This window comes from Oscillibacter valericigenes (assembly GCF_016902445.1).
GTDB classification, from domain to species: Bacteria; Bacillota; Clostridia; order Oscillospirales; family Oscillospiraceae; genus Oscillibacter; species Oscillibacter avistercoris.
Genome location: NZ_JACSNX010000005.1, coordinates 112,564 through 125,913, shown reverse-complemented (window position 1 = coordinate 125,913; position 13,350 = coordinate 112,564). Strand labels below are relative to the sequence as shown.

Sequence of the window (13,350 nt, the reverse complement as noted above, 5' to 3'; positions counted from 1 at the left end):
TGAATTGACAAAATATGACGGGCTGTGTTATGTTCATATAAATGGACCAAAGGCCAACGCTGAAAAAGGAGTTAAATTGTGAAATCAACAGGAATCGTCAGAAAGGTGGATGAACTGGGTCGAATTGTGCTTCCGATCGAAATGCGCCGGACCTTGGATATCGAAGAGAAGGACGCATTGGAAATTTATGTGGAGGGCTCGTCCGTCATTCTGAAAAAGTACAAGCCCAGCTGCATTTTCTGTGACACGACCAAGGACATTGTGGTATTCAAGGGAAAGAACATCTGCCCCAAGTGCCTGAAAGAACTGAAGGAACTCTGAGAGCCCCTGCTCCAGCGAAAAAACGCCCTGCGGAATTTTCCGCAAGGCGTCTTTTGATTCTCCGGCCTCACCGCCGGTCCAGGGCGGCGGCGTACAGCTCATTTTTGGAAAGGCCCGTGTGCTCCGCCACCTCCCGGGCGGCATCTTTCAGCCGGGCTCCCTGGTCCACCAGCCGCAGGACCTGCTCCACGGCCTCCTCCGCCGTGAGGGCGGCAGTCTCCCGGGGCGGGCAGCCCGCCACCACCAGCACGTACTCCCCCTTGGGGTCGTGGTCCCGGTAGTAGTCCGCCGCCTCCCCCAGGGTGGTGCGGCGGGTCTCCTCATGGAGCTTCGTCAGCTCCCGGCACAGGGCGACCTTCCGGTCCGGGCCGAAGGTGTCCCGCAGGTCCCCCAGGGTGGCCCGCAGCTTGTGGGGCGCCTCGTGAAAGACCATGGTCCGCTCCTCGTTCTTCAGGGACTCCAGCCGCTCCCGGCGGCTTTTTTTGTTGACCGTCAGAAATCCCTCAAAGGTGAACCGCCCCGTGGGCAGGCCGCTGACCGCCAGGGCGTTCACCGCCGCGCAGCAGCCGGGGATGGAGAGGACCTCCACGCCGTTTTCTGCGCACAGCCGCACCAGGTCCTCTCCCGGGTCGGAGATGGCCGGGGTGCCGGCGTCCGTCACCAGGGCGCAGGACTCCCCCGCCAGCAGCCGCTGGAGGATGGCCTGCCCGGCGGTGACGTGGTTGTGCTCGTGATAGCTCACCAGGGGCTTTTTGATCTGGAAGTGGTTCAGCAGCTTCACGGAGACCCGGGTGTCCTCCGCGGCGATGAAGTCCACGGTCTCCAAGGTCTCCACCGCCCGGGGGGAGAAGTCCCCCAGGTTGCCGATGGGGGTGGCCACCAGATACAGCGTTCCGCTCATGGGTCAGTCTCCTTTGTTCGGAAATAGATGGCGTCCAGCTCCGCCGTGGGGCGGCCCGCGCCGTCCTCCAGGCAGAGGGGGGCGGCGATGTCCAGCCCCGGCCGCCCGCCCCGGCGGGTCTCCAACAGCAGCAGGGAGGGGGCGTCCCCCGCCCGGCGGCAGACGAGGCGCAGCCGCTTGGGCTCCAGCCCCCGGGCCCGGAGGGCGCAGCACAGGTCCGCCAGCCGCTCCGGCTTGTGGACCAGGCAGAAGCTGCCGCCCCACCGCAGCAGATACGCGGCGGCGGCGCAGACGTCCTCCAGCGTGCAGCCGGTCTCGGACCGGGCGGCGCGGAGGGCCTCCGCCTCCGGCAGCCGGCCGGACCCGGCGGGGTAGTAGGGGGGATTGCACACCGCCAGGCCGAAGCTCCCGGCGGGCAGCAGCGCCCGGATGTCCCGCAGGTCCCCCTGGCAAAAGGTCAGCCGGTCCGTCAATCCGTTCCGGGCGGCGGCCTGCTCCGCCAGTTGGACGGCCTCAGGCAGCAGCTCCACGCCGGTGACGGACAGCTCCCGCTGGCGCTGGAGCAGCAGAAGGCCCAGCAGGCCGGTGCCGCTGCCCAGGTCACAGACCCGGAGGCCCGGCCGCAGCCGGGGGAAGCCGCCCAGCAGGAAGGAGTCGGTGCCGGGGCGGAACAGGCGGTCGTCGCAGACGAAGGACAGCCCGCCCGGGCAGAGGGGTTCCCAGTGGTGCAAGTTGATCCCTCCATGGATGATATCCATACTATTATAATGGAAGAACGGCGTTCTTGCAATGGGGGGATGGGGGTGCGTCCCATTGGACGCGGGAATGACAGCCATGGGGATGGCTGGGCAGATGCGCCCCCCATTCTCTTTTTGTTCTTGACAAAAAGAGAATGCGCCGCGCCCGGTGGAAGAGAAAAAGGCGCCTGGCGCGCTTCGGTGCAGTGGCCCTCCGCGCGCGACGGGGGTCGGCGTATTGGTGCCTGCTCCGATTTTGCCTGGCCTTCGGGCACGCTATGGCCTTCTGCGAGGTCGATACTGCCGTCCCGTGGCGGATGGTGCGGAGGGCGTCGGGGTGCAAGGACGCATTTGAGCTGCTTTTCTTTCCGCGCGTTCCGCTTCGCTACGCGCTGGCCTGGCGATCGTGGGGCGCTGCTTACAGCACGACTTGGAGCCAGCCCAGGACCAGCAGGTGGAGGGGGTAGAACCCATAAAAGAACCATTTGGAGAAGCCGCCCTGGGTGCCGTGCCGGCCTGTGTAGCGGGAGAGGAGCAGCAGCGGCAGGAATGCCCCTACGGACTCGATGGAATAGGCGTAGAGCTCCCAGCCGATGGCAAAGACGTGGTCGTAGAACAGGCCGAAGAAGGGGGCGGTCAGCAGGGAGAGGACCCCCATGTCTAGCAGGACCACCAGGCTGTAGGCGAAGGCCTGATTCCGCCAGCTGCCGTGATAGTAGTCGAAGGTCAGGATGATGACCACCCCCGTGCAGCCCCAGTCGGCCGGAACCGCCAGGATGAGCAGCGGCAGGATCAGCAGGACCTTCCACACAGCGCCAAGGCGCCGGCTCCTGCGGACGCGGATTGCCAGGACCCCCAGGAGGATGGTGAAGATCACGTTGGGCCGCATCAGCTGGATGGCCGACAGGTCCCCGCCGGCGCGGAAGTACAGGAAGGGGAACCAGCTGACCAGGGCGAACGCCGCCAGCCGCAGCAGATACCGGTCCAGATTGCGGGTATGGTGATAGCCCTCCACGGCGGCGAAGAACATGGTGGGGCCGGTGATCCTGCCCACGGTGTGCAGCAGGATCGCGGGCAGCGTCCCGTCGGGGACGAAGGCATAGGCGATGTGGTCCAGCACCATGGCCGCCACCGCCGCGGCCTTCAGCTGGTTGAGGGACAGCCCGCCCAGGGGGCGTTTCAGACAGAGACCGGTCATGTCTCCCCCTCCATGGCCCGCAGGGCCGTCACCAGAGCCGGCTCCCCGGCGGGAGAGAGGATGTCCGGCGTGGTGCCCGCCTCCTCACTGCTGGAGCCGTCGGAATTCAGGCCGAACATCATGGTGAACTGCACCAGGATGCCGCTGTTGGGCAGCTGCAGAAACACCGGGTCCAGCGCCCCAATGCCGTCGCCGCCGGTGGGGCTGCCCACCAGGGTGGCAAAGCCCGTCTCCTGACAGAACACGGCGAAGGACTCACTGGCGGAGTACACCGCCGGCCCCACCAGCACCCAGATGCGGCCATGGAAGGGGGCCCGCTCCGCCGCCGGCTCCACAGAGAGGGTGCTCTCCACAAAGTGGGTGGCGGCCTGGATGCCGTCCCGCTCCAGCTCCGGCAGGTCCGGCAGCTGGGCGATGGGGTGCAGCTCCTCCGGGGAGAACGCATCCTCGATGTAGGGGTGGTTGTTGGCGCTGTCCGCCAGCAGGGTGTAGTGGGTGCAGGAGAGGGGGCGGTCCGTCAGGGGCGCCGCCAGCAGCTGCTGCCAGTAGACCTCGCTGCCGCCGGAGTTGTCCGTCAGGTCGATGATGAGGTCCGTGCAGTCCGCCGCCTGCTGGTAAAACGCCCACAGCGCCGCCCGGTCCGCCTCGTATGCATCCTCGTGCTCCGCCGGGAAGCGGTCGATCTTCACATACCCCACGTCCCCGCCAGGCAGGATCAGGGTGTGGAGATTGGCGGCGGGTTCCCCTGAATCGTCCGGAGCGGCGCTGGAGTCCGTAGCCCCCATGGTGTCCAGCAGGGCCTGGAGCTTCTCATAGCCCTGAACGGTCCCCGGGTCCGTCAGCACCTCCCGCCAGTGGGCCCGATCGGCCGGACTGTCGTCCTCGTAAGCCTGGCGGCAGGACCGGTACGCGTCCGGCTCCACGATCTGCAGGTGGCCGTAGGTCCCCAGCCGGAACAGAGCGCTGTACACGGCGGAGTAGAACATCTCGTCGCTGTCGCTCTCCTGGATCAGCTCCCGGTACTCCTGAAAGATGTCCGTCGACAGGTCGCCGGTGTTGTCCCGGTCCCGGACGCCCATGCAGAGGTAGCTGTCTGCCAGGGTCCGCACCAGGTAGTCGTAGTCCTCCAGCCGCTGTTCCTGGGTCAGGCCCAGCAGGCGGTCCGCGGAGCTGCCGGACTCCGCCGGCGTCTCCGGGGCGCCGCACCCCGCCAGCAGGCAGGGCAGCAGGGCGGCGGAGAGCAGATGTTTCCAAAGCTGTTTCATCGTGTGTCTCCTTTCAAGTCGGCTGTCCCCCATAGAACGGGAGGGAAGGGCGCTTTTCTTTACCCCCGGGGGAACACAGCCAGGATAACACGGAACTCTTACAGCTTTGCGGATAAATTCCTTACAGATCTCTTACAGTTTCCGGGAAACAAAAAGGTCCGCGAGCTTTGGCTCGCGGACCTTTTATGTATCCTCGATTATTCCTCGGGGACGATGGCGCCGTTGGGGCAGGTGTCGCTGCAGGAACCGCAGTCCAGGCAAGCGGCAGCATCGATGACATACTGGTCATCGCCCTGGCTGATAGCACCGGCGGGGCAAACGTCCGCGCAGGAGCCGCAGCTCACGCAGGCAGAAGTGATTTTGTAAGCCATGGGAAGCACCTCCATCAGAATTGTATCCCTATTGTAGCATACAAATGAAAAAATGCAAGTGCCTGCCGTTAAAATCGTGACGTTAAATTTTCAAAAAATACGGAAAAAATTCCAAAAGTGTAGTTTGTCAACGCTAACTGTTCACAAAATGTTTTCCAAATAGTCAAAGAAAGTCAAAAAATACCCATTGACATTCTGACGGTTCGTGGTATACTAAGTCCAGAACAAAAGGTTAAAGAAAGTCAAAGTCAAACGATGGCGGCTTTTCAGAAAGGACGGGACAACAAGTGGGGATTTCCGATTTGATCGCAAGCTTCCTGCAGGAGAGTCTGGAGGAGGCGGATGACGGCGTGCTGGAGGTCCAGCGCAGCGATCTGGCCCAGCGGTTCAACTGCGTGCCCAGCCAGATCAACTACGTCATGTCCACCCGCTTTTCCCCGGAGCGAGGCTATATCGTGGAGAGCAGGCGGGGCGGCAACGGCTACATCCGGATCACCCGGGTGCGGGTGGACCGCCAGACGCTGCTGATGCAGGTCATCAACACCCTGGGCAGCCAGGTGGACCTGGCCTCCGCCCGGGCCATCCTGAGCAATCTGGTCCAGGCCGGCGCGCTGGAGCAGAACGCGGGCCGGAGCCTGCTGGCCGCCGTCAGCGACAAGGCCCTGGCCGCAGTCCCGCGGGAGACCCGGGACACCGTCCGGGCGGACATCATGAAGCAGGTGCTGATCCTGCAGGTGTAGCGCCGGATGACATCACGCCCCGCCGAATGGGGCAGAATCAGACAGAACACACCGGCTGACCCCAGCCGGACACACATTCCATTGGATTGGAGGAATTGATTTATGAAATGTGAAAATTGTGGTAAGAATGAGGTTACCTTTGTGTATCGCAGCAATGTGAACGGCCATGTGGAGGAAAAGCACCTGTGCAGCGACTGCGCGGAGAAGCTGGGCTACACCCAGCGGATCAACGCCGGCAGCCGGATGATGCAGAACTTCTTCGGAAACAGCCTGTTCGGCAACAGCTTCTTCGATGATTTCTTCTCTCCCATGCCCAGCCTGTTCGGCAGGATGAACCGGATGCTGGACGATCCCTTCGACGACTTCTTCGCAGAGATGCCGGCCCTGAGCGCGGCCCCCGCCCAGCAGCAGGAGCCCCAGCAGGAGAAGAAGGACGATCTGGTGGGCCAGGAGGACCAGAGCCGGTTCTCCTACATGCGCCAGATGAACGCCCTGCGGATGGAGCTGAAAAAGGCCGTCCACCAGGAGAACTTCGAGCGGGCGGCGGAGCTGCGGGACCAGATCAGGTCCCTGGAGGCTGCCCACAAGGAACAGAAGAACAACAAGTGACCGGGACTTTCCCACAGAAAGGAAGGCAGAAGCATATGAATGAAAACAAATTCTCGCCCAGGGCGGAAGAGGCCCTGCGGCTCTCTCAGGAGGCAGCCGGTGAGCTGGGCCACGGCTACGTGGGCACGGAGCACCTGCTGCTGGGCCTGATCCGGGAAGAGGAAGGCGTGGCCCACACCGTTCTGACGGAGGCGGGCCTCACTGACGACATGATCGTGGAGATCATCAAGCGCAGCGTAGGCGCGGGGCTCCCCGGCGGCAATCCAGCCCAGGGCCTCACGCCCCGTGCCAAGCGGGTGGTGGAGCTGGCCATGGAGGACTCCATGCGGGGCGGCTACAATTACGTGGGCACGGAACATCTGCTGGCAGGCATCCTGCGGGAGGGCAACAACATGGCCGTCCGCATTCTGCGCACTGCCGGCGTGGACGCCCGGCAGCTGTACACGGCCCTGATGCGGAAACTCAATGAGACGCCCCGGAGCCAGGCCGCCGGCGGCCGGTCCGGCGCTGCCTCCGCCAAGGAGGACAACAGCGGCAGAAACAAGACCCTGAAGGAGTTCACCCGGGACCTGACCGCCGATGCCCGGGCCGGCAGGCTGGACCCGGTCATCGGCCGGGACGAGGAGATCCAGCGGGTCATCCAGATCCTGTCCCGCCGCACCAAGAACAACCCCTGCCTGATCGGCGAGCCCGGCGTGGGCAAGACCGCCATCGCCGAGGGGCTGGCCCGGAAGATCGTCCTGGGCGATGTGCCGGAGGATCTGCTGGACAAGCGCCTGCTGTCCCTGGACCTCTCCGGCATGGTGGCCGGCACCAAGTACCGGGGCGAGTTCGAGGAGCGGATCAAGAAGCTGATGGAGGAGATCAAGAAGTCCGGCGACGTGATCCTGTTCATCGATGAGCTCCACACCATCGTGGGCGCCGGCAGCGCCGAGGGCGCCGTGGACGCCGCCAACATCATCAAGCCGGCCCTGGGCCGGGGCGAGATCCAGGTGATCGGCGCCACCACGCTGAACGAGTATCGGAAGTATATCGAGAAGGACGCCGCCCTGGAGCGCCGGTTCCAGCCGGTGCAGGTGGGTGAGCCCAGCCAGGAGGCGTCCCTGGAGATCCTGAAGGGCCTGCGGGAGAAGTACGAGAAGCACCACAACCTGCAGATCACCGACGAGGCCCTGGAGGCCGCCGTGAAGCTGTCCGCCCGGTATATCAACGACCGCTTCCTGCCGGACAAGGCCATCGACCTGATGGACGAGGCCGCCAGCCGGGTGCGGATGGAGACGGAGGAGATCTCGCCCGAGCTGAAGAGCCTGGAGGAGAAGATCGCCGCTCTGGCCAAGGACAAGGAGGCCGCCATCGAGAAGCAGGACTATGAGACTGCCGCCAAGCTCCGGGACATCGAGAAGGACTATCAGGAGCAGGTGGACATGGAGCGGGAGAAGCGCCGCAGGAACAACACCCAGCACCGCCCGGTGACGGCCGACGACATCGCCGCCGTGGTGGCCGGCTGGACCGGCATCCCCGTCACCCGTCTGACGGAGGACGAGGGCACCCGACTGCTGCACATGGAGGACACCCTGCATGAGCGGGTGGTGGGCCAGGACGAGGCCGTGAAGGCCGTGGCCCGGGCCATCCGCCGGGGCCGTGTGGGATTGAAGGACCCCAAGCGCCCCATCGGCTCCTTCCTGTTCCTGGGCCCCACGGGCGTGGGCAAGACAGAGCTGTGCAAGTCCCTGGCCGAGGCCATGTTCGGCGATGAGAACGCCATGATCCGCATCGATATGTCCGAGTACATGGAGCGGCACACGGTGTCCCGCCTGATCGGCTCCCCGCCGGGCTATGTAGGCCACGATGAGGGCGGCCAGCTGACGGAGAAGGTGCGGCGCAAGCCCTACTCCGTGGTGCTGTTCGACGAGATCGAGAAGGCCCACGAGGACGTGTGGAACATCCTGCTACAGATCCTGGACGACGGCCGGATCACCGACTCCCAGGGCCGGACGGTGGACTTCAAGAACACCGTCATCGTCATGACCAGCAACATCGGCGCCCGGAGCCTGACGGCCATGGGCGGCAAGCTGGGCTTCTCCGCCGAGGAGCGGGAGTCCGACCCGGACGCCGAGAAGAAGTTCCAGTCCGCCCGGGAGCAGGTGATGGCAGAGCTGCGCCAGACCTTCCGCCCCGAGTTCCTGAACCGGATCGACGACATCATCGTGTTCCGCCCGCTCAGCGAGGAGGACATCCGCGAGGTGGCCCGCCGGATGCTGAAGACGGTGTCCGCCCGGATGGAGACCATGGGCATCCACCTGGACGCCAGCGACGAGGCGCTGGCGGAGCTGGCCAAGGAGGGTTTTGACCCCAAGTACGGCGCCCGTCCTCTGCGCCGGGCCATCCAGAGCAAGGTGGAGGACGCCGTGGCGGAGAAGATGCTGGACGGCACCCTGAAGGCCGGCGACACCGCCAGGCTGACGGTGGAGGATGACCACCTCTGCGTCACGAAATGACCCGATACCGAACCGGCCGGAGGCCCCGCCTCCGGCCGGTTTTTTCCAAAGGGGCAAAGAAAGCCGCAGGAATAGACTTGACTTTGCGCGGGAAACCGGTAAAATAGAACAAGACACTTCCGCCAGTCGGCAGAGAGCAGGGGAGACCTCGCCCAGCAGTACCCGGCCCGTTTGGGAGCGCGCGGTTCTCATCCATGATGTGAAAAACGCAACCCCTCAACCCGCTGGGACACTATCAGAAGCAGGATACTTCTCATTAGAAAAAGAGGTCAAAAACCGGCGCTGACCCCATATTTGACCACAATCAGAAAACTTTATAACCGGGTGTAGCGCAGTTGGTAGCGCGCTTGCTTTGGGAGCGTGAGGCCGGAGTTCGAGCCACACTTCTCCAAAATCCCGGAAAGCTCTGGGACGCTAAGGCCGACGGAGTTTTACCCCTCGCCGGGAACTGGTCAAAAACCGGCGCTGACCCCATATTTGACCACAGTTGGAAAATTTCATAACCGGGTGTAGCGCAGTTGGTAGCGCGCTTGCTTTGGGAGCAAGATGCCGGGAGTTCGAGTCTCCCCACTCGGACCAAAAGTTCGTTATTCAAACCCTGCCCAAAAAAATTTGAGTAGGATTTGAGTAACTTGTCGATAAAATCAGCGTCTGTTTCGGCAGACGCTGATTTTATGTTCTGATTGATCAAATCTCTCTCAATAGGGCCGACGATATTCTTATAGATATCCGTAAATTCTGTGGTTACTGTTCCATCCTCGTGTATCCAGATTCTATTAAATATAGCCTGGCACATGAGCTTTTTAATGTTGTCGTTCGCCTTGCGATAAGTCCTTCCACAGTCCTCGAGGAGATCGAATGCAAGAGATAAGTTCTTGAGAATACGGAGAGTCCCTCACGGAGTTTGATGACCGGCTTTGGCTCACGGTCATCGACATTGTCACCGTCCACCGGGATGGGCGGCTTACATTCAAATTCCAGACGGGGCATGAGATGCTTGAATAAGAATCAATTTTATTAAAAAAGGGGGCGGAAGGTTTCCGTCCCCTTTACTATTATGGAATGTATTTCATCCCCCACTGTGAAATAGCATAAAACACTGGCAATAAGTCCTGCCCTTTCTCTGTGAGGGAATACTCCACCCGCAGCGGCATCTCATTATATTGAATGCGCTGCACCAGTTCATCCTTTTCCAATTCTTTGAGCGCATTGGTTAGCGCCGTATTGGTGATGGGCTTGAGCAGCTTTTTGAGTTCGCCAAACCGCATGGGAGACTTGATGCACAGCTCATAGAGGATCTGGAGCTTCCACTTACCCTGCAGCATCTGCACCACCGGCATAACAGGGCAATTGCCACTCTCCGTAAGAATGACGTCGCTTACCTTTTCTTTGAATTCCTCGTAAGTCATTGTTGATTCCCCACTTTAGACAGGTATTGTTTTTGATACCAGGTACAAACAATTTGCGTACTTGATTTATTATGACAATCAAGTATAATAATTGTACCAGTAGAAGCTGGATATGTCAATCTCCAAATCACTCTGAAAGGATGAAACACGATGAGAGAACTGAACATTATGGAGGCCACTGTCTATTCTTCCCCCAATCCGCTGACTTTGATCTGTTCTTTGAATGAAGATGGCACCACCAACCTGGCCCCCATCTGCTTTGTCTCCTATCTCTCTTTCAACCCGCCGATGGTGGGATTCGCCGCCGGAAAGCAGTCCCACACCGGCAAGCGTGTGCGGGAGACTGGAAAAGTCATCGTCACGGTCCCCGGTGAAAGTCTGGCTGGCGCAGTGATGGCCTGCGGCACCTCCACCGGCGCCAAGTTAAACAAGGTGGCCGAAAATCACATCGAAATGAAGTCGGTGGACGGCAGCGACATTCAGATTCCAGCGGACACCCGGCTGGCTATGGCGGCGACCCTGCAGCAGTCCGTGGAGGTGGGCGACCACATCCTGCACATCTGCCAGGTGGACAAGTTCCTGGGCGATGAGGACAAGAAGGGCCTGTATGCCTGGAACGGCTTTGGAAAGGTTGCGCCTGCGACAGAAGGCTGAATCTTAAAGCAGGAAGGAGGCGTCTGCGGTGGCCGTCTGCATCAAGGACTGTATTCAGAACATGAATTTGGTGATTGGCTGTCCCATTGGCTGCAGCTACTGCTACGCCAGAAACAATGTCCGTCGGTTCCACATGATCGATGACTTTGAAAAACCGGAGTTCTTCCCAGGTAAGTTGCGGCTGATGGAGAAGAAGCGTCCTCAAAATTTCCTGCTCACCGGCATGAGCGATTTTGCCCACTGGCAGACAGAGTGGCGGGATCAGGTATTTTCCAAAATGGCTGAAAACCCACAGCACCAGTATCTGTTCTTGACCAAGAGGCCGGAGGACATCGTCTTTTCCACCCTATTAGACAATGCCTGGTTTGGCGTGACGGTCACCTCCAGCAGGGAGAAAGGCCGCATCCAGACTTTGCGGGAGCACATCAGCGGTGGACGTTACCATGTAACCTTTGAACCCATGTTTGATGATATTGGCATGGTGGATCTCGCCGGGATTGATTGGATCGTCATCGGTACCGAGACCGGACACAGGAAAGGCAAAGCCGTATCAAAGCCGGAATGGGTGTGGAACCTGACCCACCAGGCCCATGCACTGGGTATCCCCGTATTCATGAAAGAGGATCTGCTTTCCATCATAGGCGAGGAACAGATGGTACAGGAGCTGCCCCCGGCCTTCTGCCGGGTATTGGAGGAACAGAAAACATGGCAGAAGTGAACAACAGCGGCATCTTGATCCGAGATGTGGAGACGAAAAACATCATGACCAAATCCACCCTGCCGGTAGGCGGGTACTCGATGAACCCCTATGTAGGCTGCACCCACGGCTGTAAGTACTGCTACGCCTCGTTTATGAAGCGATTTACCGGGCATACCGAACCATGGGGCACCTTTCTGGATGTGAAACACTGGCCTGCCATTAAAAATCCCCGGAAGTATGCCGGGCAGCGTGTGGTCATCGGCTCGGTGACAGACGGATACCTGCCTCAGGAGGAGCAGTTCGGCAATACCCGCAGGCTGTTGGAGCAACTGAAAGGAAGCGGCGCGGAGATTCTGATCTGTACCAAATCCGACCTGGTGGTGCGGGACATCGACTTGCTGAAAGAGATGGGAAAGGTCACCGTCTCCTGGTCGATCAACACACTGGATGAGGGTTTCAAAAACGATATGGACAATGCCGTCAGCATTAAGCGGCGGTTGAACGCCATGAAACAGGTCTATGACGCAGGCATCCGCACCGTCTGCTTTATCGCTCCGGTTTTTCCTGGCATCACGGATTTTGAGGCCATCTTCCACCGGGTGAAAGACCAGTGCGACTTGGTTTGGCTGGAAAATCTGAACCTGCGGGGCGGCTTCAAAAAAGACATCTTGGACTATATTCAGGAGAAATACCCTGACCTCATGCCGCTGTACGACGCCATCTACAACAAGGGAGACAGAATCTACTTCCGTGGCCTGGAAGAGCAGGCGGAGCGCCTCGCGAGAGAATATGGTTGTCCCTTTGTGGACAACGAACTGCCCTACGGCCGGGCGGAGCCGGGGCATCCGGTCATTGTGGATTATTTTTATCACGAGGAAGTGCGCGGCTCGGAGAACACCGGCCTCAGGAATCGGTGAACCCCCTTGGCGCAAAGTGAACCCCCTGACGCCCAAAGGGGGTTCATTTGTATCACAATTAGGGTCATTTGCCAAAAACCGCCTCAAAACATCGGTTTTGAGGCGGTTTTTATAACTTTTCAGGCAATAATTTATCTGGCGTTTTATATAAATAGAGTCTCAAATGTGGGCAAAGCACTTCTGCTGATTTGTTTTGCATTTTCTCCGTAAAGGAATTTTTGGGCCATCAATCACCATTATTTATTCAAAAAAGAGGCAAAGGAAAACTGCACACTTTTTGAAATATGGGGTCATGACCACCTATTCACGATCAGTTCACGCGGCCGTAGTCTTATCTTTGTTTCTTGCGTCGCAAAATCTGATGGGCCAGTCTGCGCCTCCCAGCCTTGTTCCTCTCAGCGGAGCCGTGTATAATGGCAGTGGAAAACAGTGAAAAAAACGAGTAAGGAGCAGTGCCATGCGAATCCTCATGCTGGGCAACAGCTTTATCTCCACCAATCATATGCCTCAGATGCTGGCCAACCTGACCGGAGCGGAGGTGGTCCACCACACCCGGGGCGGGGCGCGGCTGTCGGAACAGCTGAACCCCAGCACCAAGCTGGGCAGTCAGACCCAGGCGGCGCTCCAAAAGGAGAAGTGGGACTATGTGGTGCTCCAGGAGATGAGCCACGGCCCTATCACCGCCCCGAGGAGCTTCTTCTCCAGCGTGGAGCGGCTTTGCCGGCAGATCCGGGCAAACGGAGCGGTCCCCATTTTGTTTGCTACATGGGCCTATCAGAGGGGCGGAGCCAAGCTGACGGGCAAGGGCTGGGATTACGACGAGATGGCCCAGAAGCTGTCCGAGGCTTACCACAGGGCGGCACAGGAAAATAACGCCCTGATCGCCGATGTGGGCCGGCGGTTTTATGAGTTGTCCGACACCCAGAATCTCTACGCCACTGACGGCGTCCACCCCAGTGAGCTGGGCTCTCATATTGCGGCGGAGACCATTGCGGCAGTGATCCGGCAGCACGAAAAGGAGGCGCAGTAA

The 13,350-nt window shown here is 60.3% G+C and carries 14 protein-coding genes and 1 tRNA gene; 9 read left to right on the top strand and 6 right to left on the bottom strand.

Translation table 11 applies throughout. The features are described from left to right. Positions 1–78: 78 nt before the first annotated feature. Positions 79–321: an AbrB/MazE/SpoVT family DNA-binding domain-containing protein gene (locus tag H9X91_RS05985; RefSeq protein ID WP_204803526.1), complete on the top strand. Its 243-nt coding sequence runs from the start codon at positions 79–81 to the stop codon at positions 319–321. 67 nt (positions 322–388) lie between these two features. Here the strand turns inward: H9X91_RS05985 and rsmI are convergent, their stop codons facing one another. From rsmI to H9X91_RS05960, 5 genes are all read right to left on the bottom strand, one after another. After that, positions 389–1,222, bottom strand: coding sequence for a 16S rRNA (cytidine(1402)-2'-O)-methyltransferase (rsmI, locus tag H9X91_RS05980; RefSeq protein ID WP_204803525.1), 834 nt, complete (start codon positions 1,220–1,222; stop codon positions 389–391). Continuing rightward, on the bottom strand, positions 1,219–1,953 hold the full coding sequence (locus H9X91_RS14590; RefSeq protein ID WP_204803524.1) for a tRNA1(Val) (adenine(37)-N6)-methyltransferase: 735 nt from the start codon (positions 1,951–1,953) through the stop codon (positions 1,219–1,221). The genes rsmI and H9X91_RS14590 overlap by 4 nt, the downstream gene beginning before the upstream one ends. Before the next feature lie 424 nt (positions 1,954–2,377). Then, the gene (locus tag H9X91_RS05970; RefSeq protein ID WP_204803523.1) at positions 2,378–3,157 is read right to left on the bottom strand and encodes a TraX family protein; all 780 of its coding nucleotides are present in this window, start codon (positions 3,155–3,157) and stop codon (positions 2,378–2,380) included. After that, on the bottom strand, positions 3,154–4,422 hold the full coding sequence (locus H9X91_RS05965) for a S41 family peptidase (RefSeq protein ID WP_243414444.1): 1,269 nt from the start codon (positions 4,420–4,422) through the stop codon (positions 3,154–3,156). The genes H9X91_RS05970 and H9X91_RS05965 overlap by 4 nt, the downstream gene beginning before the upstream one ends. A 197-nt stretch (positions 4,423–4,619) precedes the next feature. Next, positions 4,620–4,793, bottom strand: coding sequence for a DUF362 domain-containing protein (locus H9X91_RS05960; RefSeq protein ID WP_022290311.1), 174 nt, complete (start codon positions 4,791–4,793; stop codon positions 4,620–4,622). Positions 4,794–5,095: 302 nt separating this feature from the next. Here H9X91_RS05960 and H9X91_RS05955 point away from each other — a divergent pair, with 302 nt between their 5' ends. The 4 genes from H9X91_RS05955 to H9X91_RS05940 all read left to right on the top strand — a co-directional run bounded on the left by H9X91_RS05955 (position 5,096) and on the right by H9X91_RS05940 (position 9,219). Then, entirely contained in the window at positions 5,096–5,533 is a 438-nt protein-coding gene (locus H9X91_RS05955; protein ID WP_207752558.1) for a CtsR family transcriptional regulator, read from the top strand. Positions 5,534–5,674: 141 nt separating this feature from the next. Beyond that, entirely contained in the window at positions 5,675–6,142 is a 468-nt protein-coding gene (locus tag H9X91_RS05950) for a UvrB/UvrC motif-containing protein (RefSeq protein WP_295690798.1), read from the top strand. A 35-nt stretch (positions 6,143–6,177) separates the two neighbouring features. Then, on the top strand, positions 6,178–8,640 hold the full coding sequence (locus H9X91_RS05945) for an ATP-dependent Clp protease ATP-binding subunit (protein ID WP_204803518.1): 2,463 nt from the start codon (positions 6,178–6,180) through the stop codon (positions 8,638–8,640). A gap of 503 nt (positions 8,641–9,143) precedes the next feature. After that, a tRNA-Pro gene (locus H9X91_RS05940) sits at positions 9,144–9,219 on the top strand. 476 nt (positions 9,220–9,695) lie between these two features. On the opposite strand, the gene H9X91_RS05935 is transcribed toward H9X91_RS05940, so the two are convergent. Further along, positions 9,696–10,049: a winged helix-turn-helix transcriptional regulator gene (locus H9X91_RS05935; RefSeq protein ID WP_022190734.1), complete on the bottom strand. Its 354-nt coding sequence runs from the start codon at positions 10,047–10,049 to the stop codon at positions 9,696–9,698. Between the two features lie 150 nt (positions 10,050–10,199). Between H9X91_RS05935 and H9X91_RS05930 the strand changes: the two genes are divergently transcribed. From H9X91_RS05930 to H9X91_RS05915, 4 genes are all read left to right on the top strand, one after another. Next, positions 10,200–10,703: a flavin reductase family protein gene (locus H9X91_RS05930; protein WP_204803517.1), complete on the top strand. Its 504-nt coding sequence runs from the start codon at positions 10,200–10,202 to the stop codon at positions 10,701–10,703. Positions 10,704–10,731: 28 nt separating this feature from the next. After that, positions 10,732–11,421 (top strand): radical SAM mobile pair protein A, encoded by a 690-nt coding sequence (locus H9X91_RS05925; RefSeq protein WP_204803516.1) that lies wholly within the window; start codon positions 10,732–10,734, stop codon positions 11,419–11,421. Further along, positions 11,409–12,320 carry a radical SAM mobile pair protein B gene (locus tag H9X91_RS05920; RefSeq protein ID WP_204803515.1) on the top strand — a complete coding sequence of 304 codons (912 nt, stop codon included), beginning with the start codon at positions 11,409–11,411 and terminating at the stop codon, positions 12,318–12,320. The genes H9X91_RS05925 and H9X91_RS05920 overlap by 13 nt, the downstream gene beginning before the upstream one ends. A gap of 457 nt (positions 12,321–12,777) precedes the next feature. Next, positions 12,778–13,350 (top strand): SGNH/GDSL hydrolase family protein, encoded by a 573-nt coding sequence (locus H9X91_RS05915; RefSeq protein ID WP_204803514.1) that lies wholly within the window; start codon positions 12,778–12,780, stop codon positions 13,348–13,350.

Coding starts and splice junctions, on each gene's coding strand:
- H9X91_RS05970 (WP_204803523.1), bottom strand. CDS start 3,157: ATGACCGGTCTCTGTCTGAAACGCCCCCTGGGCGGGCTGTCCCTCAAC.
- H9X91_RS05960 (WP_022290311.1), bottom strand. CDS start 4,793: ATGGCTTACAAAATCACTTCTGCCTGCGTGAGCTGCGGCTCCTGCGCG.
- rsmI (WP_204803525.1), bottom strand. CDS start 1,222: ATGAGCGGAACGCTGTATCTGGTGGCCACCCCCATCGGCAACCTGGGG.
- H9X91_RS05930 (WP_204803517.1), top strand. CDS start 10,200: ATGAGAGAACTGAACATTATGGAGGCCACTGTCTATTCTTCCCCCAAT.
- H9X91_RS05945 (WP_204803518.1), top strand. CDS start 6,178: ATGAATGAAAACAAATTCTCGCCCAGGGCGGAAGAGGCCCTGCGGCTC.
- H9X91_RS05935 (WP_022190734.1), bottom strand. CDS start 10,049: ATGACTTACGAGGAATTCAAAGAAAAGGTAAGCGACGTCATTCTTACG.
- H9X91_RS05920 (WP_204803515.1), top strand. CDS start 11,409: ATGGCAGAAGTGAACAACAGCGGCATCTTGATCCGAGATGTGGAGACG.
- H9X91_RS05965 (WP_243414444.1), bottom strand. CDS start 4,422: ATGAAACAGCTTTGGAAACATCTGCTCTCCGCCGCCCTGCTGCCCTGC.
- H9X91_RS05915 (WP_204803514.1), top strand. CDS start 12,778: ATGCGAATCCTCATGCTGGGCAACAGCTTTATCTCCACCAATCATATG.